The organism is Alteromonas sp. HB246098 (assembly GCF_054890645.1).
The window spans coordinates 92,282-115,733 of record NZ_JBTZUG010000003.1 but is presented as its reverse complement, the minus strand read 5'-3'; the positions used below and the strand labels follow the sequence as shown (position 1 = coordinate 115,733).

At 44.4% G+C, this 23,452-nt stretch carries 24 protein-coding genes; 19 read left to right on the top strand and 5 right to left on the bottom strand.

Translation table 11 applies throughout. The features are described 5' to 3' along the window. Positions 1 to 26: 26 nt before the first annotated feature. Complete coding sequence (locus tag ACYTPF_RS08470; RefSeq protein WP_461851900.1) at positions 27 to 629, top strand: peptidoglycan-binding domain-containing protein; 603 nt, start codon at positions 27 to 29, stop codon at positions 627 to 629. A gap of 74 nt (positions 630 to 703) precedes the next feature. Here the strand turns inward: ACYTPF_RS08470 and ACYTPF_RS08465 are convergent, their stop codons facing one another. Then, the gene (locus tag ACYTPF_RS08465) at positions 704 to 946 is read right to left on the bottom strand and encodes a YdcH family protein (RefSeq protein WP_461851899.1); all 243 of its coding nucleotides are present in this window, start codon (positions 944 to 946) and stop codon (positions 704 to 706) included. Positions 947 to 1,169: 223 nt separating this feature from the next. On the opposite strand from ACYTPF_RS08465, the gene ACYTPF_RS08460 reads away from it, so the two are divergent. The 6 genes from ACYTPF_RS08460 to ACYTPF_RS08435 all read left to right on the top strand — a co-directional run bounded on the left by ACYTPF_RS08460 (position 1,170) and on the right by ACYTPF_RS08435 (position 7,222). Beyond that, positions 1,170 to 3,617 (top strand): zinc-dependent metalloprotease, encoded by a 2,448-nt coding sequence (locus ACYTPF_RS08460; protein ID WP_461851898.1) that lies wholly within the window; start codon positions 1,170 to 1,172, stop codon positions 3,615 to 3,617. Between the two features lie 15 nt (positions 3,618 to 3,632). Further along, a complete protein-coding gene (locus ACYTPF_RS08455; protein WP_461851897.1) occupies positions 3,633 to 4,289 on the top strand; it encodes a hypothetical protein in 657 nt (218 codons plus the stop codon). Positions 4,290 to 4,382: 93 nt separating this feature from the next. After that, complete coding sequence (locus ACYTPF_RS08450) at positions 4,383 to 4,640, top strand: type II toxin-antitoxin system Phd/YefM family antitoxin (protein ID WP_014949780.1); 258 nt, start codon at positions 4,383 to 4,385, stop codon at positions 4,638 to 4,640. Continuing rightward, the gene (locus ACYTPF_RS08445) at positions 4,628 to 4,930 is read left to right on the top strand and encodes a type II toxin-antitoxin system RelE/ParE family toxin (RefSeq protein ID WP_461851896.1); all 303 of its coding nucleotides are present in this window, start codon (positions 4,628 to 4,630) and stop codon (positions 4,928 to 4,930) included. Before ACYTPF_RS08450 ends, ACYTPF_RS08445 begins: the two co-directional genes overlap by 13 nt. 164 nt (positions 4,931 to 5,094) lie before the next feature. Beyond that, positions 5,095 to 5,856, top strand: a complete 762-nt coding sequence (locus ACYTPF_RS08440; protein ID WP_461851895.1) for a hypothetical protein — start codon at positions 5,095 to 5,097, stop codon at positions 5,854 to 5,856. A 331-nt stretch (positions 5,857 to 6,187) separates the two neighbouring features. Further along, positions 6,188 to 7,222, top strand: coding sequence for an FAD:protein FMN transferase (locus ACYTPF_RS08435; protein ID WP_461851894.1), 1,035 nt, complete (start codon positions 6,188 to 6,190; stop codon positions 7,220 to 7,222). A gap of 201 nt (positions 7,223 to 7,423) precedes the next feature. Here ACYTPF_RS08435 and ACYTPF_RS08430 read toward each other — a convergent pair whose 3' ends face one another. After that, entirely contained in the window at positions 7,424 to 8,542 is a 1,119-nt protein-coding gene (locus ACYTPF_RS08430) for a peptidase M14 (RefSeq protein WP_461851893.1), read from the bottom strand. A gap of 91 nt (positions 8,543 to 8,633) precedes the next feature. After that, positions 8,634 to 9,416 (bottom strand): HesA/MoeB/ThiF family protein, encoded by a 783-nt coding sequence (locus tag ACYTPF_RS08425; RefSeq protein ID WP_461851892.1) that lies wholly within the window; start codon positions 9,414 to 9,416, stop codon positions 8,634 to 8,636. A 124-nt stretch (positions 9,417 to 9,540) separates the two neighbouring features. On the opposite strand from ACYTPF_RS08425, the gene moaB reads away from it, so the two are divergent. The 7 genes from moaB (at position 9,541) to ACYTPF_RS08390 (ending at position 14,533) form a co-directional block, all read left to right on the top strand. Next, on the top strand, positions 9,541 to 10,047 hold the full coding sequence (gene moaB, locus ACYTPF_RS08420; RefSeq protein WP_014949775.1) for a molybdenum cofactor biosynthesis protein B: 507 nt from the start codon (positions 9,541 to 9,543) through the stop codon (positions 10,045 to 10,047). Next, positions 10,044 to 10,523, top strand: a complete 480-nt coding sequence (gene moaC / locus ACYTPF_RS08415) for a cyclic pyranopterin monophosphate synthase MoaC (RefSeq protein WP_461851891.1) — start codon at positions 10,044 to 10,046, stop codon at positions 10,521 to 10,523. Before moaB ends, moaC begins: the two co-directional genes overlap by 4 nt. 154 nt (positions 10,524 to 10,677) lie before the next feature. Next, positions 10,678 to 10,926 carry a MoaD/ThiS family protein gene (locus ACYTPF_RS08410; RefSeq protein ID WP_461851890.1) on the top strand — a complete coding sequence of 83 codons (249 nt, stop codon included), beginning with the start codon at positions 10,678 to 10,680 and terminating at the stop codon, positions 10,924 to 10,926. A gap of 2 nt (positions 10,927 to 10,928) precedes the next feature. Next, the gene (locus tag ACYTPF_RS08405; protein ID WP_461851889.1) at positions 10,929 to 11,402 is read left to right on the top strand and encodes a molybdenum cofactor biosynthesis protein MoaE; all 474 of its coding nucleotides are present in this window, start codon (positions 10,929 to 10,931) and stop codon (positions 11,400 to 11,402) included. Further along, positions 11,384 to 12,610: a molybdate ABC transporter substrate-binding protein gene (modA, locus tag ACYTPF_RS08400; RefSeq protein ID WP_461851888.1), complete on the top strand. Its 1,227-nt coding sequence runs from the start codon at positions 11,384 to 11,386 to the stop codon at positions 12,608 to 12,610. Before ACYTPF_RS08405 ends, modA begins: the two co-directional genes overlap by 19 nt. A 2-nt stretch (positions 12,611 to 12,612) precedes the next feature. Next, positions 12,613 to 13,308: a molybdate ABC transporter permease subunit gene (modB, locus tag ACYTPF_RS08395; RefSeq protein ID WP_039225451.1), complete on the top strand. Its 696-nt coding sequence runs from the start codon at positions 12,613 to 12,615 to the stop codon at positions 13,306 to 13,308. A 1-nt stretch (position 13,309) separates the two neighbouring features. Further along, complete coding sequence (locus tag ACYTPF_RS08390) at positions 13,310 to 14,533, top strand: ATP-binding cassette domain-containing protein (RefSeq protein WP_461851887.1); 1,224 nt, start codon at positions 13,310 to 13,312, stop codon at positions 14,531 to 14,533. A 2-nt stretch (positions 14,534 to 14,535) separates the two neighbouring features. Here ACYTPF_RS08390 and hemN read toward each other — a convergent pair whose 3' ends face one another. Then, positions 14,536 to 15,912, bottom strand: coding sequence for an oxygen-independent coproporphyrinogen III oxidase (hemN, locus tag ACYTPF_RS08385; RefSeq protein ID WP_461851886.1), 1,377 nt, complete (start codon positions 15,910 to 15,912; stop codon positions 14,536 to 14,538). A 79-nt stretch (positions 15,913 to 15,991) separates the two neighbouring features. Here hemN and ACYTPF_RS08380 point away from each other — a divergent pair, with 79 nt between their 5' ends. From ACYTPF_RS08380 to ACYTPF_RS08370, 3 genes are all read left to right on the top strand, one after another. After that, complete coding sequence (locus tag ACYTPF_RS08380; RefSeq protein ID WP_461851885.1) at positions 15,992 to 16,780, top strand: SGNH/GDSL hydrolase family protein; 789 nt, start codon at positions 15,992 to 15,994, stop codon at positions 16,778 to 16,780. A 107-nt stretch (positions 16,781 to 16,887) separates the two neighbouring features. Continuing rightward, positions 16,888 to 17,556, top strand: coding sequence for a DsbA family oxidoreductase (locus tag ACYTPF_RS08375; protein WP_461851884.1), 669 nt, complete (start codon positions 16,888 to 16,890; stop codon positions 17,554 to 17,556). A gap of 27 nt (positions 17,557 to 17,583) precedes the next feature. After that, positions 17,584 to 18,576, top strand: a complete 993-nt coding sequence (locus tag ACYTPF_RS08370) for an XdhC family protein (RefSeq protein WP_461851883.1) — start codon at positions 17,584 to 17,586, stop codon at positions 18,574 to 18,576. Here the strand turns inward: ACYTPF_RS08370 and ACYTPF_RS08365 are convergent. Then, the gene (locus ACYTPF_RS08365; protein WP_461851882.1) at positions 18,573 to 21,185 is read right to left on the bottom strand and encodes a TonB-dependent receptor; all 2,613 of its coding nucleotides are present in this window, start codon (positions 21,183 to 21,185) and stop codon (positions 18,573 to 18,575) included. The two genes, ACYTPF_RS08370 and ACYTPF_RS08365, sit on opposite strands and share 4 nt — an antisense overlap. Positions 21,186 to 21,521: 336 nt before the next feature. On the opposite strand from ACYTPF_RS08365, the gene ACYTPF_RS08360 reads away from it, so the two are divergent. After that, complete coding sequence (locus tag ACYTPF_RS08360) at positions 21,522 to 22,208, top strand: histidine phosphatase family protein (RefSeq protein ID WP_461851881.1); 687 nt, start codon at positions 21,522 to 21,524, stop codon at positions 22,206 to 22,208. An 11-nt stretch (positions 22,209 to 22,219) separates the two neighbouring features. Then, positions 22,220 to 23,449 carry an acyl-CoA dehydrogenase family protein gene (locus tag ACYTPF_RS08355; RefSeq protein ID WP_461851880.1) on the top strand — a complete coding sequence of 410 codons (1,230 nt, stop codon included), beginning with the start codon at positions 22,220 to 22,222 and terminating at the stop codon, positions 23,447 to 23,449. Positions 23,450 to 23,452 lie beyond the last annotated feature (3 nt).

Sequence of the window (23,452 nt, the reverse complement as noted above, 5' to 3'; positions counted from 1 at the left end):
TTGGGCTTTTTTAGTTTTGAGGTTTTATGAAGGTTTTTATTCAGTTTGCATGCATTTGTTTTATCTACATAAGCTCGAACGTTTTTGCAGCAGACAGCGAAGGCAAGTTCGCTGCTAAAGGAGCTGGCCGGAAAGCATGTGAAGATTTCGTAGTCAGTTTCCAACAAAAAGATTCTGAATTTTTACTCTATGCAGGATGGCTAGAGGGATACTTATCTGCTTATAACCAGTTCCAAGATAACAATTACGATATTGCTCCTTGGCAGACAACTGAGTTGTTTTTAATTTTATTACAGAGACATTGTAGTGAAAATAGCAATGTTAAATTTCTGGATGCTACCAATACGATGATAAGAGCTTTTTATCCTATTCGGATGGACTCTGAAGGGACGGTCGTGAAAGTTCAAGTGGGCGATGCTACTGCCTATTATTACAAAGAGATTTTGTTGAGAGCAAAAACACGGTTAAAAAAAATGGGGTTTTATCCAAAAGAAATTTCCGGCGATAAATTTACAGACGAAGATATCAAAGCGTTTTCTGACTACCAGCAGAAATTTAATCTAAAGGTTACCGGTTTACCAGACCAAAACACGTTAACGACACTCTTTCTAAAAGTTAATCCCAACTAATCGTTCACTCATTAATTTGCAGACGGAAAATTACGTACGATAAGCCGCAACATTAGAGGCTTATCGTATTCGCTTTACTTAGCATGTTGCAACACCTGATAAAGCTCATCTTTCAACTCGGCGCGGTCGTGTTTTAGCTTGTGTAGCGTTTCATCACTAACGGGTGAGCCAAGCTCTTCAAGGTTTCTAATTTCATCATCTAAACTGTGATAGCGTTTTGCTTTTTCGGCAAAATCAGTGCTAGTCGTATTTAAACGGTTAATCGTATCTTTGTGTTCTGAAAAGTCGCTTAGTAGTGAGTGGTCTTCGCCTAACATAATTGTTCTCCTGATTGTCCTGTTTCATAGCAGCCAAGTTAGATTATCAACACTTTCTTCGATATATAATGCTCTAAATACTGTAATCAGTTTCAACAAATTATTGATAACGGCAGTCAATGCTTAGAGTCGAGCAAAGAGTAGCGTTAAACCGACGAATTGCCATGGGCAAAATCTCTAACATAGGGTAGGCTAGAAATTCACAATAATAAGGACTAACTGCATGCTGCAATTGAACATTTTTCACAAAGCCGCGCGACACGTGAAAGCATCGGGTAAATCAGCTATTGCGTTTACGGTGTTGTTTGTCGTGTCTGCATCTTCAGCTTGGGCAGCGTTACCAAGCATTGGTGAATTCACCAGCGATATGACCAAAAAAGATGGTTTAATTCCTGTTTACTATGACGATGAAAGCGACAAAGTTTACTTGGCCGTGCCAATAAACGATGCCGAATATTTGTTCCAAAGCAGTTTGCCATATGGCGTTGGTTCAAACGATATTGGCCTTGATCGCGGCCAGTTAGGCGACACGCGCTTAGTCAGCTTTGAAAAATTTGGTAATAAGGTTTTATTAAAGCAGCACAACACCAAATACCGCGCGGCCCACGGCAGCGAAGCTGAAAAGCAGAGTATTGATGAAGCTTTCGCAGATTCGGTTATTGCTGGTTTTACGCTGGTAGCAAAAAGCGACAAAGTTAGCCTTATCGACTATACGCCTTTTCTGTTAAGTGATATTCACGGTATAGGAAACCGTATGGCGCGAACCAACCAAGGTAGCTTCAGCGTTGATAAAATGCGAAGCGGTGTGTACTTACCTAAAACTAAAGGCTTTGAAAAAAATACTGAATTAGAAGCTTTAGTCACTTTTGCAGGTAAAAAGCCGGGCGAATACGTGCAGCAAGTTACGCCCGACCCAGAGAGCGTGACCGTGCATTTGCATCACTCGTTTGTGGCACTGCCTGACGATAACTATACGCCCAGAGAGTACCACCCATACTCAGGCTACTGGAAATTCAGCTACTTTGATTACTCTACGCCCATAAGTGAGCCTACCGAACAGCGTTTTATTACCCGTCATCGTTTAAACAAGAAAACCCCGCATGCTGCAATGAGCGAAGCAGTAGAGCCTATTGTGTATTATCTTGATCCAGGCATTCCCGAGCCGGTAATGACCGCGCTTAAAGAAGGGGCGAGCTGGTGGAATCAAGCCTATGAAGCTGCAGGTTATAAAGACGCGTTTCAGGTGAAAGTATTGCCAGAAGGGGCCGACCCAATGGACGTGCGCTATAACGTGATTAACTGGGTGCACCGCGCAACGCGCGGTTGGTCTTACGGTTCGTCGGTTGTCGACCCACGCACGGGCGAAATTATTAAAGGTCACGTTACTTTAGGTTCGCTGCGCGTAAGGCAAGACTATTTAATTGCCCTAGGCCTAATCAGCCCGTTCAAAGAGGGTAATACCGACACCACGGTGCAGCAAGAGATGGCGCTAGACCGCATTAGGCAACTGTCTGCTCACGAAGTAGGACATACGTTAGGCATAGCACACAATTTTGCAGCAAGTGAAAACAACCGTGCGTCGGTGATGGATTATCCTCATCCCAAAATTAGTATTAAAAACGGCAAAATCAGCTTGGAAGGCGCTTATGATAAAGGCATAGGCGCATGGGATATACACGCCGTAGCATATGGTTACCAAGACTTTGCCAGTGACGTAGAAGAAGCCGAAGCCTTGGCAAAAATTATTGTAAAAGGTCGCAACGAGGGCTTAAGCTTTAAGTCAGACCCAGATACCCGCAGCAGTCGACATGCATCGGCAAATGGCCATATGTGGGAAAATGGGAGCAATCCGCTAGACGCCTTCGATGAAATTTCAAAAGTGCGCGAACTGGCGTTAGCCAATTTAGGCCTAGATACCTTAAGCCCGAACAGTAGCTTGTCGTCTCTTGAAAATGCTTTAGTTCCTATATACTTGCTACATCGCTATCAGCTAGAAGCTGTAGCAAAGCAAGTCGGCGGTTTAGTGTATGAATACGAACGTAAAGGTGACTACACCCAAGCGCAGGGCCAACAGTTTGTAGCGCCTGCAGTGCAGCAACGCGCTATGCAACAGTTGCTGACCGCGACTACCGCCGATTACCTGACCATTCCTGAGTCGGTTCTCGCCCTTATTCCACCTACGGCCTATGGCGACGATATTACCCGCGAGCACTTTAAGGGAAAAATGGGTTTAATGTTAGACCCTGTTTCTGCCGCTGCTTCGGCATCTAACTTCGCGTTTGAATTATTGTTGCACCCAGAGCGCTTAAACCGTTTGGAGTGGCAAACAAGAAGTACTAATGACAGACGCAAAAAAGTAGGCGTTTCAATGTTAGTGAAACAAATACTAAACGTTCACTGGTATAAAAATAAGTCGCAAAGCCCACTAGCAAAACGCTTACAGTTAGTGGCGTTAAATGCAGTGATGAAAGCTGTAACTAACGATAAGTTGGCGCCAGAAGTAAGAATGGAAGCTGAACTTGCTTTAATTGAATTTAGCGAATGGCTAGACGATAAGGCTGACGACAATCAGTATGAAATACTGAAAGAGCAGTTTGATACCTATTGGGCTAGTAAGACATGGCCAGGTGCTTTTGAAATAGAACCGCTTCCGCCAGGTTCGCCGATTTAGAAAAGCTGATAATTAATGTTAGGGACAACGCAATTAGAGCAAAATCATAGCCCGAGTAACAAGCAAGTGCCGCAAAGAACCTTTGCGGCCTTGGTCACATCCTTACTCGCTATACTACTTCTAATAATAGTTCCATTAGTAGAAAGCCTGCATGGCGATGTGCAGTGGGGCTTAAATTACCATTCCCCCCGGTTTATGTCACAGGTCGGCGACGCGTTAGCCTTAGTTAAGCTTATAGCGCTTTGCACAGGGGTGTACCTGCTTTTTACGCAGTACGGTCGATTTAGGCATCTTGTTAAAAGTAAATGGTTATCTGTTATTTTGAGCTGTGTTTTAGCAATAGTGGCGCTCATTCAGATTGCGATAGGTCTATTAGGTGTACTGATTGATGCAACACTAGGAACTAACCGAGACTACTTTCATAAAGAATTTGAAATAGAAAATAACACTATATATGTGTTTACAGCAGACCCAGGTGCCATGGGTACGGCCTACCATTATTTCTATTTAAAATGCCCACTTCTTTTAAACCGCTATGAACTAACATTTATTGAAAAAACAAACTGGGTATGGGAGCTAGAGCTTAAAGCTTCTGATAATGGTTTTGACGTATTTAATCAGCGTAGTGGGATTAAATATCGCGTTAGTTTGGGTGAAGTAGGGTGTGGTTAGTTACCTTGTAACTCTGCTCTGAGTGAATGAAATCTTGTGTGGTTATCGCTAAGTGATACTATAGTGGTACATTTAAAAGCTGGAACCTGCACCGTGAAAGTAGAATTAGTTACTACATTAAAGAGACAAGCCACAAAAATTTTGCAAGACCTGCACACTTCAAAAGAGCCTGTTTTGATCACTGAACATGGTCAGCCATCGGCTTACTTAGTTGATGTTGATGATTATGAGATGATGCAGAAGCGCATGTCGATTCTGGAAGGTATTGCAAAAGGTGAGCAGGCAATAAGAAATGATGATGTTTTAACTAACCTGCAGGCCAAAGAGAAAATGGATAAATGGCTGAAATAGTATGGACAGAACCTGCTCTAAATGACTTGGACAAGATTGCTGAATACATAGCGGTATCTAATTTAGTTGCGGCTAAGAAACTGGTTAAAGAAGTCTTCGCCAAAGTAGAAATACTTAAGGAATATCCTAAATCAGGAAAGTCAGTCCCCGAATTACCATCCCTCAATTACCGCGAGCTTTATGTAAAGCCCTGTCGAATTTTTTATAAATTTGAGGACAACAAAGCCTTTATTTTGCACGTAATGCGGCACGAACAAGATCTTAAGCGCTTTTTATTAGATTACCGTTAATTCACTTTAAGTACATTTGGTGAACACAGCAGTTTTTTCCCGTTACTTCCGGCTTGTGCCAAAAGCTGACGCATAGTTTTTCCAGAAACTCATAAAACATAGATTTGTGATTTAAATGAGTGTTATGCTCGATATGGAGTTTAGTGCACCCACACGGAAGTATTATGAATAATAAGTATTTATTGATAAGTCTGCTGCTCTCTGCATCAACGTTTGCAAACACTTTCAAAGCTGATGACTTTATCATCGAATATGATGCCGACGTCCCTATTACAGTAGTTGAGCAACTCGCTTCAAGAGTCAGTGAAAATAAGAAAATTGTAAAAGCTTATTTAAGCCAATCTGAAGAATATAATGGAACTCCAATTCAAGAAGACTTGGTAGTATTTATTTCCAAAAAGCGTCGTACTCCTTACCAAGATTGGAATACGATTCATATTCCAGAGAAGAGAATTCTTTCGGCCTTCTCGTCAGCAGAGTCAGAAAACAGCGGTATGGCTGTTATCCACGAATTAACGCACGTGTATGCTGTCAGTGACTTTCGTAAAAAGAAGAAAAACGGCTATGAAGATCGTTTCTTTAATGATGGTCTTGCCGTGTTCTTACAACACAGATTTGGTGAATCACCTGAATACCCTGATTTTGGTCAAGATTTGTATAGAGCAGTAGCAGAAACGTCGGTTAGCTACGGCGGATTAATACCTTTGACTGAATCAGAAAATGTAAGGCACTCAGCAAAAACGGGAACAGGTAGACGTTTGGCGTATTTACAAGAAGGTGCCTTTACCCAGTTCCTGATCGAAAATTATGGTTTAGACCAATATCTGAAAATTTATGCTGGGGAGAATATTCAAGCAGTTACTGGTAAGTCTTTTAGTGAGCTTGAAAATGATTGGGCTGCATTGATTAGTAGTTTTGAACCGTGACAAACGCAATCAGTCTCTAGCTATCGCTTATGCGAGTCCGTCCGGTGTTTGTCTCTAGATGCCTTTGGAGCTGTTAGGCAGCAGTGTACGTATTGCGGTCATTGGCCAGTTGCATTTCTAATGACAGCTATGAGCGAATTGCGGACATCAGTTGTCGACGAACAAGCCTTGGTCTGGCATATTTCATATACATAAAATTAAGCCAAATTGACTCTTACCATGTTAATCAAAATTTCCTAGAAAATTCTAACGTTTCCCCAAAGGGGACAACATCTCAAAGCTAATCTTTAAGCGAAGCTTTTAAAAAATATGCTATCTAAGGACAGATGTCGTGAATCAACATAAAAAAATATATATTATCTCTATCATACTAACTTTTATAAATTTTCTTTCGGCATGCTCGCCTGCACAGGAGAAGAAGTTCCAGTTGGAAGGTAGAACAATGGGTACTACCTATCATATTACGTTTAAAGCGATGTCAGATGCGGTCGAGGTGGCAGATATTCAGCTGAACGTAGATAAAGCGTTGCTTGATGTTAATAAGGTAGCTTCTACCTACATGGAAGATTCCGAGTTGTCATTGTTCAATGCTAGAAAATCTACTTCTCCTATTGCAGCCTCCGATGCATTTAGAGAAATGCTATTAGAAGCTATTCGTCTCGAAGACTTCAGTAAAGGATATCTTGATGTAACGGTAGGGCCGCTGGTTAACCTGTGGGGTTTTGGCCCTACAAAACGACCAACAACAACGCCAACCGATGAAATGATCGCGCAAGCCAGAGACAAAATTGGCATTAGCAATTTGACGATTGAAGGAGCGACGGTTAGTAAGGCAAACCCAGATATTTATATAGATTTATCGACAATAGCTAAAGGGTATGGAGTGGACGTAGTTGCAGATCTCCTTGATAGTGAAGGAATTCATGATTACTTGGTTGAAATTGGTGGTGAAATTCGCATCAAAGGTACTTCTTTAGAAAATAGAAATTGGGTTATTGCAGTGGAGAAGCCAGTGTCAGAGACACGTGCAATTCAGCGCTTAATTAAGCCAAGTGATGCTGCTATTGCAACAGCAGGTGATTACCGAATTTTCTACGAAGAAAAAAATGTACGCTATTCGCATTTGATCGATCCTAAAACGGGACGACCTATCACTCACAGAATGGTATCAACTTCGGTTATCTCACCTTCATGTATGGTTGCTGATGGCTTAGCTACAGCCTTTTTGATTATGGGGTTGGAGAAGGCGATGAACTTAGCAAATGAGCATAATATAGCTGCCTTGTTTATTACTAAGAATATAGATGGAACTTTCTCAGAGCACTATTCTGAAGCATTTACTCCGTATTTACAGGATCAAGGTTAAAACATATTGAAAGCTTAGGTATACGTCAGATTCCTAATCTCCTATCTTATGCCGGCGCAAATATTATCCGCTTTTGACCAATGACAGAAATCCAGTGTCACAAGCCTAAACGTCCGCTCCTTGTCTGAAGCGGACCAGCGCATTGGCTGTGGTCAAGGTCCGCTTTACTCACATTGCAGCCATCAACTTGCGTCCAAAAACCTACAACTCCTTGTAATTCGTAAACACCTTATACAACTGTGTTCCGCTCAATACTGAAGCTGAAGGAAAATGCAGAATAGGGATCAGATCGCAAGGCGCTTCTAGCGTTCTGCTGCCGTTGTCGGTGTCTAAATCGTCTATATTTAGAATTTGCGCCAGTGGTTCACCTTTCTTAACCGTTTGGCCTGGTTTTGCCATGTACTCCACCATGCCGCCCCAGTTAGTAAACAGGGTTTTGTAGTCTTTCAAATACACGCCTAAACGCTGCATCTCTTTCGGTTTAATGTCACACTCGTGTAATACACCTTTAGCGTTCAGGTAGCTAAGAATACTGGTGGCATCTATGTTACCTTCGTTAAAGTCGATCACTTCTTGGCTACCCATTTCTAGCGTGAAGGCCTCTACGTTAAAGCTAATCTCGCGCTCTAAATTAGTTTTTATGCTTTCTTGCAGTGTCCACCACGGGCAGAACGTCGCTTCGTCCAACGCCCCCGCAAATACGTTTGGAATAAAAATACAGTGAGGAATGTTAAACAGCTCGGCGCTGTCTTTGGCGTACTCGGGAATATAAACGTGGCGGGTAGACACCGGGCCGTTGTGAAGATCTAACACGAAATCGGCGTTGACCGCCATTTGCTGTAGCTTTAGGTTTAACTGCTGTGCCAAGCCTAAACCCCATGGTTCAGCCAATTTGTTGTCGATAGCATTGGAAAGATGCGCACGAAAACGTTGTTTTATGCCCTCAATAGACTCTTCGCGGGTGACCGTTTTGGCGAAATGCTCAACCGCTTCTTTATCGAAGAAATAGCCGCGGTTCCAGTTTGTGCCGTTCACAGGATCGAACCGGCCTAACGTGTACTCACCGGCTTTAATGTTAGTGCCAATGGGATTACAGTTGGGCACTAAGATAATTTCGCCGCAAATATCCATGTCTTTTAAGCGCTGAATAAGATGGTAAATTACCACGTTGCCTTGCACTTCAGCGCCGTGAATAGAACTTTGAATATACACAGTAGGGCCAGGGCGCGCTCCTTTCATTCGATAAATTGGCACGTTCATGTTACGTCCAGACGCGTTTTGCGCCACTACCATGTGTTTTTTCACTACTTGGGTTGTCATTTAAATCAACCTATTTTCTGTCTTGTTCTTTGTTTAAATATGCTGCTTTTAAACACAGCTTTTATCATCAATGCTGCAAAAGCACGTATAGTTAGCAAGCACATAGCTCGCAATCTACGCCTTTAGGTAGTTTCCAGTTTCGCCACTCGTGCGATAGAGCATCAAACGTCATTAACGTGTTTTTAGGAATATTATCGAAATCCATCAATACTTGCATCGCTAGCATTGCTTGGTAAGTACCAACAATATTTACTACTGGCGAGAATATACCTGCCTCAACACAGCTTAAATCGGGTGATTCAAATAGCGTTCGTAAGCATGCATAGCAGCGGCTCTCACCGGGTATAGCTACGAAAAGCTGGCCTTCAAAGCGAATGGCTGCACCCGATACTAGCGGGGTGTTTAGTTTAAAACACAGTAGGTTTATTAAATCTCTCGAGTCTGTATTGTCCGTGCAATCAAGCACAACGTCAGCACGCTCTATGGCTTGTTTTAACGCTGGTGACAGCTGAGTATTGCCCTCGGTACTGTTGAGCGCCGAAAACGGTTCTGCCAATACGGTAATGTCGCAGTCGCTGTTTATTGCAGTAAGCCGCGCTTTAGCCGCCTCTACTTTATTTGTGCCTACATCTTGTTCGCTAAACAATGTTTGCCTTGGCAGGTTGGTGGCCTCAACTGTGTCGTGGTCGATAAGTGTAAGAGAGCCCACGCCACTGGCGCAAAGGCTAGTGGCGGCCGCGGTGCCAAGCCCGCCAATACCAATGATACAGATATTGGCGTTTAGCAGCGCTTCTTGGCCGTCTAGGTCCACTTTAGGAAGCACGATATGGCGGTTATAACGCATAGCCTGCTGATGAGTTAGGCTTTTAGACATAGTTTATGCCAACTTAATTGTTGAATTCATGGCATGCACCCTTATAAAGTGATTACCAAATAGTATTTTGGCTGGTACTTTATCAAAAACCGCCAAAATGTCGCATATCAAATTAGGATTTCATATGTCAGTTGTCAGCCAACCCCTTAATATTGCCGTACTCACTATTTCAGATACGCGCACCCTCGAAAACGACAAGTCGGGAGACTACTTGAAAGAGGCGCTTACCTCGGTTGGCCATAACCTTTACGATCGCGATTTGGTGAAAGACGATATTTATCAGCAGCGCGCCGTGGTGTCGAAATGGATTGCCGATAAAAACATTCACGCCGTATTAATTACCGGTGGTACAGGTTTTACCCACCGTGACTCAACGCCAGAGGCCATTAGCGTATTGTTCGATAAAGAAGTGGACGGCTTCGGTGAGCTATTCCGTCAAATAAGCTATGAAGAGATTGGTACATCAACCATTCAGTCTCGCGCGGTTGCGGGCTTTGCTAATAATACGGTTATTTTCTGCTTACCAGGCTCAACAGGCGCGTGTCGTACGGCGTGGGAAAAAATTATTTCTAGCCAGCTTGATGCCGACTTTAGACCGTGTAATTTTGTGAAGCATTTGGTGGAAGCATGAGTACCTTTAGCCATTTAAACGCTGGTGGCGAAGCTAACATGGTAGACGTTAGCGACAAAGACGTTACCAAGCGAGAAGCCACAGCAGAAGGTTTTTTATACGTAAGCGAAGACGTTATTCGCCAAATCTCTGAAGCAAAAATTGCGAAAGGTGATGTATTTGCAGTTGCCCGTGTAGCGGGTATTCAAGGGGCAAAACGCTGCGCCGATCTTATTCCTCTTTGTCACCCATTGGCATTGTCAAAGGTGGATATAAACTTCGACATTCAGGCCGACCAAAACCGAATTCAAGCCACCTGCTATTGTAAGTTAAGCGGTAAAACCGGCGTTGAAATGGAAGCGCTCACGGGCGTAAATGTGGCGCTCTTAACCTTGTTTGATATGTGCAAAGCCATCGACCCTGGCATGCATATGGAAGGGGTACGGGTACTGGAGAAAAAAGGCGGTAAGACAGGCCATTGGCAGTCTGGCACCTAGTTCAAATAAAGACCAGTGAGCTCAAAAAGTAACGTGCATAAAGCGTACACGCACTCAAAAATCAACGCACTTTAGGCTCAACGTATTTTCGAGGCTTGGAAAGATTAATCAGCGCACACCAAGCGACCTCAACAAAGTAGATAACAGGCAAAGTATGCAGGTAACGGTAAAAACATTCGCACAGACCCGAGAGGTTACGGGAGAGGACAATATTGTGCTTAATCTAAGCGAGAGCAGCACCATAGAGACCGTGATATCGCAGCTTAAAACGCGCAGTGAAAAGTGGGCATTAGCCCTAGAGGGCAGTGTACTAACTGCCTGCAATCAAGAGCTCTGCGACCTGCAAACCGTACTCAGCGACGGCGATGAGCTGGCGCTATTTCCACCTGTGACGGGGGGGTAGCTATGTTTGCACTAGTTCAAGTAGAAGATTTCGACCAAGGAGAGCTTTACGCTAGGCTGAAACAGTCGGCAGACGAAAAGGCGTGCGGTAATACGGGCGCGGTTGTTACTTTTACTGGGTTAGTGCGTGATTACAATAATTCTGGCGACATAGACGGCATCGAATTAGAGCATTATCCCGGTATGACCGAAAAGGCATTAATGCTGCTACTTGGGCAAGCAGTAGATCGTTTTGAACTTAATAGCGCTGGCGCACTGCACAGAGTAGGGCGCATATATAATAACGAACAAATTGTATGGGTGGGTGCCGCCGCTCCCCATCGTCAAGCGGCGTTTGACGCAGCCTGCTATTTAATGGATATGCTTAAGCAATCGGTACCGCTTTGGAAAAAAGAATTTAAGGGCGATAAATCTGATTGGGTTGCGGCAAAAGCATCTGACGATAAAGCGGCACTCAAGTGGATGCGCAAAAAGTAATGGTTTTTTCTTTGGCAATGCGACTTTCAAGCTTTGTTAACCTAGCCATGCTTATTTTGGTAAGTACATGTGCAAGTGTAGCCCTAGGCGTTACGGCTTTTTCAAGTTCTGTGGCACAGGCGAGCAGTTTTGAAGCGGCGAATAATACTGTAAATGAAGGGAGGGTTATTAGTGCCGAAAAACAAAACCAGTCAGTAAATTTCAAGCGCGATGAAAAAATTAACGTAGCCGTTGCGGCAAACTTTGCAAAACCGCTAAAGAGTATTGCCGAGCAGTTTACTGAGCTAACCGGCATAGAAGTCGCGGTAACGGTATCTTCAAGCGGTACTTTGTATGCGCAAATTCAACATGGTGCTAGCTTCGACGTTTTTCTATCTGCAGATCGCGCTAGGCCGCAAGCTTTGGTTGATAACAACGTAGTTCACCACGGCAATCTGGTGGATTACGCTAAAGGCAAGCTTGCGTTTGTCTATGCTGGCGACTTATCAAGTGAGGCATCACATGAAACATCCGGTGAAAGGAATTGCGAGCAAATCGCGCGCTCATCTACTGGAGACACAACTGCACAAATAAACGTTCAGCTTACCGATTGCTTGTCGAGGCAGCTTGTTCAATTAATGGAAAACCCTCAAAACAAGGTAGCTATCGCAAACCCTAAACTGGCTCCCTATGGTGATGCTGCGCAACAGGCGTTGCAAAACTTATCCTTATGGCAACAGTTTTTACCTCACAGAGTGATGGGTAAAAACGTGCTACAAACCTTGCAGTTTTATACCACCGGCAGCGTGAAAGGGGCGTTCGTTGCGTACTCATTGGCCTTAGATTTGCCCGCAGACTTATCCTCTAATTTGCCTTCTAACTTTAACAGTGTTGTGAATACCAAAAGCGCCGATGCTGTTACGGTTATCGTCCCAGTACCTGAAACCTTGTATCAACCCATCATTCAGTCGTTGGTGGTTAATAGTAAAACGGTAGCTACATTATCTCCGAATCTGTTCGAACCACTTCCAATTAAAAATGCGGCAGCGCCAGTTGATGAGCCTGTTCTCAAAGGCGACAAAGAGACAACCAGAGCGTTTCGTTTGAGTGATGCTAATGGAGTGTCATCACCCAGCCTGTTCGTACAGTATTTAATGTCGCAAGGGGTGCAGCGCAGCTTAATTGAATGGGGCTATGAACCTACCATTGCATCGGGCGTCGGTAACTAAGTATGCTCACAGAATTCTTCGGGGCATCGACACTTGAAGCTATATTACTTACCTTAAAGCTGGCCTTTATAACCAGTGGTTTGCTGTTGTTAATCGCATTGCCGCTAGCGTGGTTTTTAGCGAACTGGCAGAGCAAAGCTAAGCCTTTGGTTATGTCGATACTCGCGTTGCCTTTGGTGTTACCGCCAACTGTGCTGGGTTTTTATTTGCTTATTGCTTTTTCGCCGCAAAGTGCGTTGGGGCAGGGATGGCAAAGCCTAACCGGGAGCAATTTAGTATTTAGCTTTGAAGGTTTGGTGTTGGGGTCTGTCATCTACTCCCTACCATTTGCTCTGCAGCCTTTGTACAGCGGCTTTTCACAATTGGATAACCGTTATTTAGATGTAGCAAAAACGCTGGGGTTTTCGGCTTTTGAAGCGTTTATAAAAATAGTGCTGCCTTTAAGCAAAGCGCCCATAGTGGTGGCATTAGGCTTAAGCTTTGCACATACCATAGGCGAGTTTGGCGTAGTATTAATGATAGGTGGCAATATTCCTGGAGAAACTCAGGTGCTGTCTATCGCGCTATATGAACAGGTAGAAGCGTTGGAATATAACAGTGCACACAACCTTGCGTTGGCCCTTCTGATTTTTTCATTCGTGATGCTCGCGGCGCTCTATCGTTTTAACGGTGTCGCACGAAGTGATGAGGCGCGTTAACATGCAAATATCTGCGCGACTTTCTAATCGCATTAACGCACAAATCTCATTGCAGCCACAAAGCCGATTCATTGGGGTTACCGGTCCATCAGGTGCGGGAAAAAGCAGCTTGTTTCGCGCCCTAGCTGGCGTAGAAAAAAGCGCAAAAGTGCAAACGCCGTGGACCTCTCAAAAGGTCGGTATCGTTTTTCAGCAGCCCATGCTATTTCCCCATACCGATGTGCGGGGGAATTTAGCTCTAGCGCAGCGTCACGCAAGCCCTAATGCAATGTCTATCGATGCGTGTTTGCGCGGCTGTTATTGCGAACATTTAATTGATAAGCCTATTCAGGCGCTTTCTGGTGGAGAAGCGCAGCGGGTCGCGATTGCGCGTGCGTTGGTCAATGGACCAGATGTGTTATTGCTAGATGAGTCGTTAAGCGCAATTGATATCTTCACCCGTCGCAAAATTTACCAGTTTTTGAACAATTTGTGTGTGTCGGGGAAGCTCACATGCCTTGTAATCTCTCACGATTTAGATGACCTTGCCTTGTTCAGCGATGAGTTGGTTTTTATTGACCAAGGCCGCACCGAGCTTTGTGGAAAAACGCGCGATGTTTTGACTCAAGTATTCGAAAAAGAAGGGTTTGCAACGCCCTCTAGCGTACTTGAAGGGGTTAAAGTTGTATCACCAAACAAAGCTCTCGATAACAACCGGTCGCAAAGTACCGCTATCGACCACAAAAAGGGTAGCGATACGCAACAGGGACAAAGTGTTTTGCCATTACAAAGCAACGAGCAGTGTCAGTCGGAAAACGGAATTGAGCAAGTTACGGTAGCGGGTCAAGAGATATACGTTACTGCAGAATCTTTGTCTTATTTGCCCCAGACAAGCGATGGGCAGGTTCCGGTTCGGTTTGCGGTTAAATCTTGTGATGTAAGTATCGATACTAACATCACTGAATTAGGTACTGCTAGTACAAGTAGTATTCTAAATGCGTTGCCGTGCGCTATATCTAGTATCGAGCATGTATCGTTTCCGCTTAGCTCTTCAGAAGACTCTGCGAAAGGCTATGCAAATACCACTCAAACTGGGCGAGCTACTGCAAAAAGCGCCAAAGTATTGCTAACGCTCAATGTACTCGATAGCAGCCAGATCCTCTACGCCACCATTAGCTGTATTTCCCTTGAGCGCCTTAATCTTGTAAAAGGTATGCAGGTTATTGCGCGTTTCAAATTGCCTTAATTTTAGATGGCCCTGGAGTAGCTACTCAGCGTTTCACTTCTATTCAAGTAGGCGTCGAAACGCGCACAAATAGCCCTAATGTATATGCGCGCTGACTCTGGCACTCGAATATATTCGGATGTAATTTCAATAAGTCCATCTTGTTTCATCTCTGCAAGATTATCTAAAGCTGAAGCAAAATATTCATCGAATTTGATGTGGTGTTTGCTTTCAATAGCTTGTTTATAAACCACTAGATTGCACATCAGGCTAGAAATTACGTCTCTGCGTATAAGGTCGTCTACGGTTAGTGAAAGTCCAACCTTTGAGCAGGGTAGGTGGTTGTCTAATCGGCTATAGTATTCCTTTAGATCTTTAGCATTTTGCGCGTACGCATTAGCTACGGTGCTAATGGCGGACACGCCGAACCCTATAAGGTCAGCGTCGCCACGTAAGGTATACCCTTGGAAGTTACGGTGAAGTAAGCCTTTATTTTTGGCAATGGCTAATGAATCTTTGCTTAAGGCAAAGTGATCAAGGCCAATCATTTCGTAACCTATGCTCGTAAAGCTTTTAACAGCAAGGTCGTATAACGACGCTTTTTCTTCACTGTTTGGAAGTGTTTCTTCCGCAAATTTGCGCTGCGCGGCAAATCGTTCAGGCAGGTGTGCGTAGCTAAAAAGCGAGATGCGGTCTGGCATCATGGCTTTTGTAGCGGCAATAGTTGATGAAAATGTGTCTAGTGATTGGTTTGGTAAACCGTATATTAAATCCAAATTAACTGAGTCAAAACCAAGCGAACGCGCCTCAAACACTAAGTCGGCAATGTGCGATGTGCTTTGCACGCGATTAATCGTTCTCTGTACGTTGTAGTCGGTGTCTTGCAAGCCAAAGCTGATGCGCGTGTAACCTAAGCATTTTAAATTTTGAAGGTAGCGTTTATCTATGTTCCTGGGGTCTAATTCTATAGATAGCTCAGCCCCTGCCTCAAACGTGAAATGTTTTTTAAGCAGATACATTAAATAGGTATGTTGAGTCTCACTTAGGAAACTCGGAGAGCCGCCTCCTAAATGGAGTGAAACCACGCGCCTACCTTCTGTTAAATAACGTTTAGACAAAATTTCTTTTTCTAGATAGTCTAAATATTCGTCTGCTTTCTCGTTGTGACGGGTTACCATTTTGTTGCAACCGCAGTAATAACATAGCGTTTTGCAAAACGGAATGTGCACATACAGGCTCACCGCAGGTGCTTTAGAAATGTTTAATGCTTGCGGCAACGGGTCAATTTGCAATGGCTCAAACTTAAGTGCAGTGGGATAAGACGTATAACGAGGAGCATTAAGCGCATATTTGGTAATTGTCGATACGGCTTGGTGTTGTACAGTGATAGCGTGAGTCATATGTTTGCACTTGTCTTTAGGTATATGGCGCGAACTGAGCGTTATGGTTTTAGTTTATGTGATTGCTTAGGTATATGATTTGATCTACTTCAAAGTTTTGGCGTTAAACCTAGCTATTGTTTTACTTTCCCCTGTTGTATTGATGCAGGCGCTGTGGGTGCGAAAAAAGACCACTGTGCTGCCAGAACCTGAAGGAGAGCGTGTACTAGCTTCAGTAGAAGGTTCGTTGTTACCCCTCACTAATCTACTAGTGGTGGGTGATTCTGCAGCGGCTGGCGTAGGCGCTTTAACGCAACAGGACGCGCTAACTGGTTTATTGTATTCGAGCCTTAGTCAAATTGGACCAGCCCGTGTATCGCTGCATGCCAAAACAGGGTTTAAAAGCGAAGATGTGCTTAGTCTTCTGAGAGATATCCCCAGCGAAAACTTCTCATCTGCGCTTATTTCTATAGGTGTTAACGATGTCACTAAATTTGTGTCACTAAAGCGATGGCAGCAAAATATTGATGCCATCAGTACACTTTTAACGCACAAATTTGGCTGTAAAAGAATAGTGTTTACTGCTCTTCCTCCTATTCATTGCTTTCCAGCGCTACCGCAACCTTTGCGCGCACTGTTAGGCTGGCGAGCATTACTTTTAAACCAAGCTTTGGTTAAATCCGTAACAGCATATTCTAACGCAGAAATATTGTATGTTACCGCGCTTAACTTAGGTGGTACTGTTGCCGATATTCAGCGAAGCGGCTTAATGGCTGAAGATGGCTTTCATCCCTCTTCTAAGGGCTACGAGATTTGGGCGCGCCTGGCTTTAGATAAAATCACGCCCATTCACCATGCCGATATAAATGGTTCAAAAAAGACGTTTTAAAACTGACTGGCGACAACGAAAATAATTGCTAAATGGGGTTGAAGTTTCTTTTTGTAACCTTATCTAACCCCCTATAAATTCACGACTTCAATAAAGCGAGTCCTATCATGGCAGCAAGTGAGCAAGGTGCACAGGGTGTACAGAAAGTAACGGTTAATATGGTATCTGATGTGGTATGCCCATGGTGTATAGTGGGGTATCAGCGGTTGCAAGAAGCGATTAAAACCCTTGATAACATTGAAGTAGATATCAAGTTCCACCCATTTGAGCTAAACCCTAATATGCCTGCTGAAGGACAAAACCTTCGTGAACACATTATGGAAAAATACGGCATTAGCGAGCAGCAGAGTGTGGAGAACCGAGCACGACTAGTACAAGCAGGTGAAGAGTTGGGTTTTGCATTTAATTTCACTGACGACTCCCGTATGCAGAATACTTTCAAAGCACATCAGCTTATTCACTTTGCAGCACAAAACGACCTTGAAGAAGAAATGAAGCTTAGCTTGTTTAACGCTTATTTCACTGATGGTAAAGACGTGAATGATCTTGGCGTACTAGTAGAACTGGCCGAGGCTGTCGGTCTTAATAAATCTGATGTGGAACAAGTGCTTAAAAGTGAAAAATACGCGCAAGTAGTGCGTGAGGAAGAAACCCTTTGGATGCAGCGCGGTATTCAAAGTGTACCTACGTTTGTGATTGGTAATCAGGGCGTAGCAGGTGCGCAAGAGCCTGAAACATTGGCTGCATTTATTGCTAAAGCAGCATCGCAGCAATAAACAGGTTACACGAGTTTAAAGGTAGTTATGAGTAATCACGTTAACCATTTGCTCGCGCAGTGGCTTCCACTTAAGAAAAAGCACAAATGGGTGCTAGGGTTTATTTTTAAAACAGAAGGCTCATGTTACCGCAAAGCCGGCGCCATGATGCTGTTTAGTGATGCCGGGCATCAACTTGGCATTTTAAGCGGCGGCTGTTTAGAAAGTGATATCGTTAAAAAAGCACAGCGTGTAATGACTGACGGCGTTAGCCGTACTGCAGTTTATGACGATGAAGATGAAGAAGATATTGCGTTTAAACTAGGTGTAGGATGCGGCGGTGTGGTGCATCTAGCACTTGTACCTGTTAACGAGAGTAATCAGTATTTATCACTGGATGTGGTTAGCAAAAGCTTATCAAACGGAAAAGTGTGTGAGTGGCACTGCGCCGTAGACGGTACTTTGGGTGACTGTACGGAATTGGAAGACCATACTGCTCCACCTAGAAAGGCTGTGCTAGATACCGTTAATGGCGAGCGCACATTGTCGGTTTTGATGCTGCCGCCTATCCACCTACTTGTTGTTGGAGGTGGGTACGACGCTACCTTTCTGACTAAGCTTGCTAGTTTGCAGGGCTATTTAGTAAGTCTTTGGGATCCAAGGCCTGCACAAGCAAGACTTGAACACTTTCCCGAGGTAAATTTCTTAATTGAAGACCCGTCTACGGAAGGCTTGCGTCTTCACATGGGCGAACATAATATTCAAGCTGCGGTGCTTATTTCCCATCACCGAGAAATAGATGCAAAAGCGCTGCAGGTGCTAAGTAAGCAATCGTTAACCTATACGGCAATGCTTGGTCCACTGCACCGTAAGCAGGAAATTATGGATTTAGCCGGGCTTGGCGATACCAACTTTACTCAGTATTTCGCAAGCCCCGCTGGTTTCGACATTGGTGGTGAGCTACCAGAACATATAGCACTGTCTGTTATTGCTCAGTGCCATGCGGTGTTTCATACCAAACCTACACATTTAAAGCGTTAGAAAGACTTTCTGAAGGTAACGCCAAAGCTTCTAGGCGCGCCTGGGTAGGCCATGATCTTTCCGGTTTGTACTGGCACATCAAATCCGCTTCGGGCAACGTACTCTTCGTCGAATACGTTGCGCGACCATGCAATAACTTCACTATCCCATTGTGGAATAGTGAAACTTAAACGAATGTTGAACAGCGAAAAATCATCTGAGTACTTATACGGGTCGTTGGCATCATCAAGAAATACATCCCCTGTGTACTGGTAGTCAATACTTGCAGAGGCAGGGTAATTCCCAACCTCGAAATAGTGATTCAACATGAGTGACAGTGAATTCTGTGGTTCGAAGCCAACGCGATCACCATCTCTTGCGCAGAAAGGGTCGCTAGGGTTCGCACGGCCCGGGTCGTCGATGCCAGTATGCCAAGTGTACGCTACCCAACAGGTGCCACGTTCAAACTCATCAAAGTTCGCTAAAGTGCGCGAGGCAACGGCATGTAATTCGGTGTTTTCTGTTACCAACCATGTTGCTTCCAGTTCTACGCCTTTAACTATGATATCGCCCGCATTCTGCAAGTTGAAACCTGTTCCGGTAAAGGTCGCTGCCTGAAAGTCGCTAATTTGCGTGTAGTGCGCAGCGGCATTTACGCGAACGCCGTATTCTTCAAAATCGTGCTTTATACCTATTTCAGCACTTCGCGATTTTTCAGCATCAAACAGCGGGCTAAGCGAAGGCAAGATCCTGTCAGTATTCGTACCGCCTGCTTTATAACCAGTGGCTAAACTGGCATAGGTCAACGTGTTGTCGTTGGGGTGATAAGCCAGTTTTACTGTGCCTGTAAGCTGGGAATCGTCAAGCTGCTCGTTTAAATCAGGGCGAGGCATAACCGCTGCAGATCCCAAGAAAAAATATCCCCAGCCTGCCTGCTGAAAAGGCGCAATGGCATTCAGTGATTCAGCAGAGGGCGCTTGGCCAGTAGTCAAGGCTGCAGAAATGTCTTGTAAACCTTGTACTGCACGTTCGATATTAGGCCATTGCGCAGGGTTTTGACTTAGCCCATCAATACCGGGGCCTCGTTCGTCATAAGCTCCGTCAATAGATTTTTCTTCACGGGTATAACGTAAGCCTGTGGTTAGCGTAAAATTGCGGTTTAGCAGCCAATCGAACTGAGAAAATACAGCAATGCTGTCTTGTTCTTGATTAGCCGAGTGCACAAAAGCGATACCAGACGGGGCTGGTGCTGCAGCAGGCGCAATAAAACCGGATGTAACTGCAGATAGCTCGTTGATAGCGTTAGCTAGCGGCAGTAGGTCAGGCGCGGCGGCATTGAAAAATACGCTAAAATCATTTTGGGTAGTGGTATCAAAGGTTAAGTCTAAGTTTTGGCTGTAGAAATAAGCGCCTATTAGTCCGCGTATATCATCACTGCTGTAATGCAGCCTGACTTCTTGAGAGAATGATTGCTGTCTGGCGTCGTTAGTGGCAGTAAGCAGGTCAGCATCAGAAAAGTCGGTATCTACCGTATCTAAGCTATCAAACGCGCGGTACGCGCTTATGCTCACTAAATCCCATGCATTGTTTAAAGCCACATCTACTTGAACTGATAGTCCTTTATCTTCCATTTTTGAAAGGGGAGCCTGCGACAAGGATGTCTTATAATTATAAAAGTCTTCGCGCCCGTAGATGGTGGCGTTGAATGGAGGTTGTAGCAGCAGTGCATCAGTGCCGAATTTACCCGCTATGTCATTGGCCTGAATATTATTTTGAAACGTCAGTGCGCCGCAGCACCTTTCGTCTAGCTCGCCGTAATCGGCAATTAATCTTACACTAACGTTTTCTGTTGGTGTGTAAAGTAGCTGTGCTTTTAACGCAGAACGGTTACGGTTGTTCAGGGTTTGCCCGCTGGCCTCATCGGTAATAAAGCCATCGCCTTGGGAACTAAAGCCAGATACTCGCATAGCAAGAATATCGTCGATAAGTGAAAACGACGATCCTGCACTCAAACGAACCAAGTTGTCATTGCCAATAATAGCCTCAGCAAAGCCATTACGTTCGCCATGTGAAGGCGCCACGGTTGATACCGTCATCGCGCCGGCGGCGGTATTCTTACCAAATAAGGTACCTTGTGGCCCACGCAACACTTCAATAGATTCAATATCGACTAGATCGCTAATAAGTGCATTTTGTCTGGAGCGGTAAACACCGTCAACATACAGGCCTACCGATGACTCGAAGCCAAAGTTTTGAGAAGCAGTACCGATACCGCGTATTGAAAACCCTGAATTTGTTACACTTTGATTTTGAAACGCACCAAAAGCAGGTACGTAGTTTTGTAAGTCGAACATGTCACGACTAACAGTGTCTGACATGTCTTGACCACTTAGGGCTGTGACAGCCACGGGAACGTCCTGCAGGTTTTGTGATGTCTTCTGAGCCTGAACTAATATGCGTTCAAGTTTCTTGTTCGCAGCTTGTATTTGTGCGCCATCGTCGGTGCTAGCTTGGGCACTAACAGAGCTAGCAGAAAATAGAAGCGTAGTTACAAGACAATAAGTGATAGGGTTTACTGTTGCTCTTACATTTGCAGAAAGGCAGGGAAAGGCGTACGTAAGTGACTTCATTTTAGTTCTTTTTATCGTTCAGAAGCTAAGCGCCTCTAGCCAAACTTATCACGACAAAGTCGCGTCCATGTGCGCGCAGTCCTTTACATTGTCTCGTCTTTACTCCAATAAGACGTTTAGATTGCCTGTTAGGTAGACAAATTAAGCGAGCATATTCCACGCAATTGCGGCGAATAAGTCAAGTTTTGTTCAAAACGTTTGCTTAATGATCACAAGAGGCCGGTTCATAGTTTCACATGATGCATACTCATTCAAAATATTAATTAAACTTATACTGCTGTTTTACTTAGTATGTGATTTGAACTGGTTAACATATTCATAACATCAGGCAGCGGTATGACAGACATCTACTTAGTACGCCATGGTCAAGCGTCTTTTGGTCAAGCGAACTACGACAAACTTAGTGAGTTGGGTGAGCAACAAGCTATCTGGCTTGGTGATTATTTTAAGCATCGGAACATTCAGTTTGATTCGGTATTTTCTGGCGACATGGTTCGCCATCACGAAACTAAAGAGGGCATTGCTAAAGGAATTGCATCTGACGAATACACATTGCCTGATGTAACTGTAAATAGCGCGCTTAACGAATTTAACTTCCAAGCGGTGGCTAAAGCATATCTAACAAGGTTCCCCGAAGCTAAAGTACCAGAAGGGGCATCGCCCTCTGAATATTACCGACTGCTTAAAAAGGCAATGATAGCCTGGTCTGAAGATCAACTAGCTCACGAATTGCTAGACGAAACGTGGAAACAGTTTGAAGACCGCGTTCACTCCATGCTTACTCACCTCAAAACGACAGATGCTAAAAGAGTGCTGGTCGTTAGTTCTGGTGGTGCTATTGCCATGATGCTCAAACACATTCTTGGCTACGATTCTGCAACGGTTGTGAATATGAACTTACAAATTCGCAATGCCAGTTTTTCGCAATGCTTCGCCAATGCGCGAGGTGTTCACCTAAATAACTTCAACAGCGTACCTCACCTGGATGTGATTGACAGGTTACACGCCATTACCTACAGCTAAATGGGGCAGTTATGAACTTTGAATATAATGAAAAGACCCAAGCACTTTTAGAAAAACTAAAAGCGTTTATGAAAGAAGAAGTGTACCCGGTTGAGAGAGAGTACATTCATGCCGTAGAAAATGGCTCAGCCAATAATGGTGAAGAGCGCTGGAAAACGCCGCAAATGATGCACACGCTAAAACAGCGTGCCAAAGAAGCAGGGCTTTGGAATTTGTTTTTGCCTGAAGAATATAAGCCTTACGGCGCAGGACTAACTAACGCAGAGTACGCGCCGCTTTGCGAAGAAATGGGGCGCGTATTATTCAGTGCTGAAATATTTAATTGTAGCGCTCCAGATACAGGCAACATGGAAGTGTTAGCTAAGTACGGCAACGAAGAGCATAAAAAGCAGTGGTTAGAGCCATTGTTAAACGGAGAAATACGCTCCGCCTTCGCTATGACTGAGCCTGCAGTAGCGTCTAGCGATGCAACCAACATAGAAACATCTATTAAACGCGATGGTGACGAGTACGTAATAAATGGTCGTAAATGGTATACCAGCGGCGCTATGAACGAAAACTGCAAGATAATGGTGGTAATGGGCAAAACTGATTTTGATGCCCCCCGTCACCAGCAACAGTCACAAATTTTGGTACCAATGGATACAAAAGGCGTAACCATTGTGCGCCCAATGGCTGCTATGGGCTACTACGATGAGCCAGTAGGCCACGCGGAAGTCTTGTTTGAAGACGTACGCGTACCGGCTGAGAACTTATTGCTAGGAGAAGGTCGCGGTTTTGAAATTGCCCAAGGTCGCTTAGGACCTGGCCGTATTCATCATTGTATGCGTCTTATTGGCTGTGCACAGCGTGCTTTGGACATGGCATGTGAGCGTGTTGAACAGCGTGTTGCCTTTGGTAAGCCCTTATCAAAACAGCAGTCGATAAGAGAAAACATAGCGCAAATGCACTGCGATATTGAACAGGCTCGTTTGCTTACGTTGAAGGCGGCAGACAAAATGGATCGCTACGGCAATAAGGTATCGAGAGACTTGATTGCTGCTATCAAAATTGTAGCGCCCACAATGGCATGTAAAGTTATCGATCAAGCCATTCAAATGCATGGTGCTGCCGGAACCAGTCAAGACTTTGTACTATCTGCAATGTATGCGTATGCGCGCACCATTAAGCTGGCCGATGGCCCAGATGAAGTTCATATGATGCAGCTCGGACGCAATTTAATTGCTGAAAAAAACGCGTAAGGA

Coding starts and splice junctions, on each gene's coding strand:
- ACYTPF_RS08470 (WP_461851900.1), top strand. CDS start 27: ATGAAGGTTTTTATTCAGTTTGCATGCATTTGTTTTATCTACATAAGC.
- ACYTPF_RS08465 (WP_461851899.1), bottom strand. CDS start 946: ATGTTAGGCGAAGACCACTCACTACTAAGCGACTTTTCAGAACACAAA.
- ACYTPF_RS08460 (WP_461851898.1), top strand. CDS start 1,170: ATGCTGCAATTGAACATTTTTCACAAAGCCGCGCGACACGTGAAAGCA.
- ACYTPF_RS08455 (WP_461851897.1), top strand. CDS start 3,633: ATGTTAGGGACAACGCAATTAGAGCAAAATCATAGCCCGAGTAACAAG.
- ACYTPF_RS08445 (WP_461851896.1), top strand. CDS start 4,628: ATGGCTGAAATAGTATGGACAGAACCTGCTCTAAATGACTTGGACAAG.
- ACYTPF_RS08440 (WP_461851895.1), top strand. CDS start 5,095: ATGAATAATAAGTATTTATTGATAAGTCTGCTGCTCTCTGCATCAACG.
- ACYTPF_RS08430 (WP_461851893.1), bottom strand. CDS start 8,542: ATGACAACCCAAGTAGTGAAAAAACACATGGTAGTGGCGCAAAACGCG.
- ACYTPF_RS08425 (WP_461851892.1), bottom strand. CDS start 9,416: ATGTCTAAAAGCCTAACTCATCAGCAGGCTATGCGTTATAACCGCCAT.
- moaB (WP_014949775.1), top strand. CDS start 9,541: ATGTCAGTTGTCAGCCAACCCCTTAATATTGCCGTACTCACTATTTCA.
- moaC (WP_461851891.1), top strand. CDS start 10,044: ATGAGTACCTTTAGCCATTTAAACGCTGGTGGCGAAGCTAACATGGTA.
- ACYTPF_RS08410 (WP_461851890.1), top strand. CDS start 10,678: ATGCAGGTAACGGTAAAAACATTCGCACAGACCCGAGAGGTTACGGGA.
- ACYTPF_RS08405 (WP_461851889.1), top strand. CDS start 10,929: ATGTTTGCACTAGTTCAAGTAGAAGATTTCGACCAAGGAGAGCTTTAC.
- modB (WP_039225451.1), top strand. CDS start 12,613: ATGCTCACAGAATTCTTCGGGGCATCGACACTTGAAGCTATATTACTT.
- ACYTPF_RS08390 (WP_461851887.1), top strand. CDS start 13,310: ATGCAAATATCTGCGCGACTTTCTAATCGCATTAACGCACAAATCTCA.
- hemN (WP_461851886.1), bottom strand. CDS start 15,912: ATGACTCACGCTATCACTGTACAACACCAAGCCGTATCGACAATTACC.
- ACYTPF_RS08375 (WP_461851884.1), top strand. CDS start 16,888: ATGGCAGCAAGTGAGCAAGGTGCACAGGGTGTACAGAAAGTAACGGTT.
- ACYTPF_RS08370 (WP_461851883.1), top strand. CDS start 17,584: ATGAGTAATCACGTTAACCATTTGCTCGCGCAGTGGCTTCCACTTAAG.
- ACYTPF_RS08365 (WP_461851882.1), bottom strand. CDS start 21,185: ATGAAGTCACTTACGTACGCCTTTCCCTGCCTTTCTGCAAATGTAAGA.
- ACYTPF_RS08360 (WP_461851881.1), top strand. CDS start 21,522: ATGACAGACATCTACTTAGTACGCCATGGTCAAGCGTCTTTTGGTCAA.
- ACYTPF_RS08355 (WP_461851880.1), top strand. CDS start 22,220: ATGAACTTTGAATATAATGAAAAGACCCAAGCACTTTTAGAAAAACTA.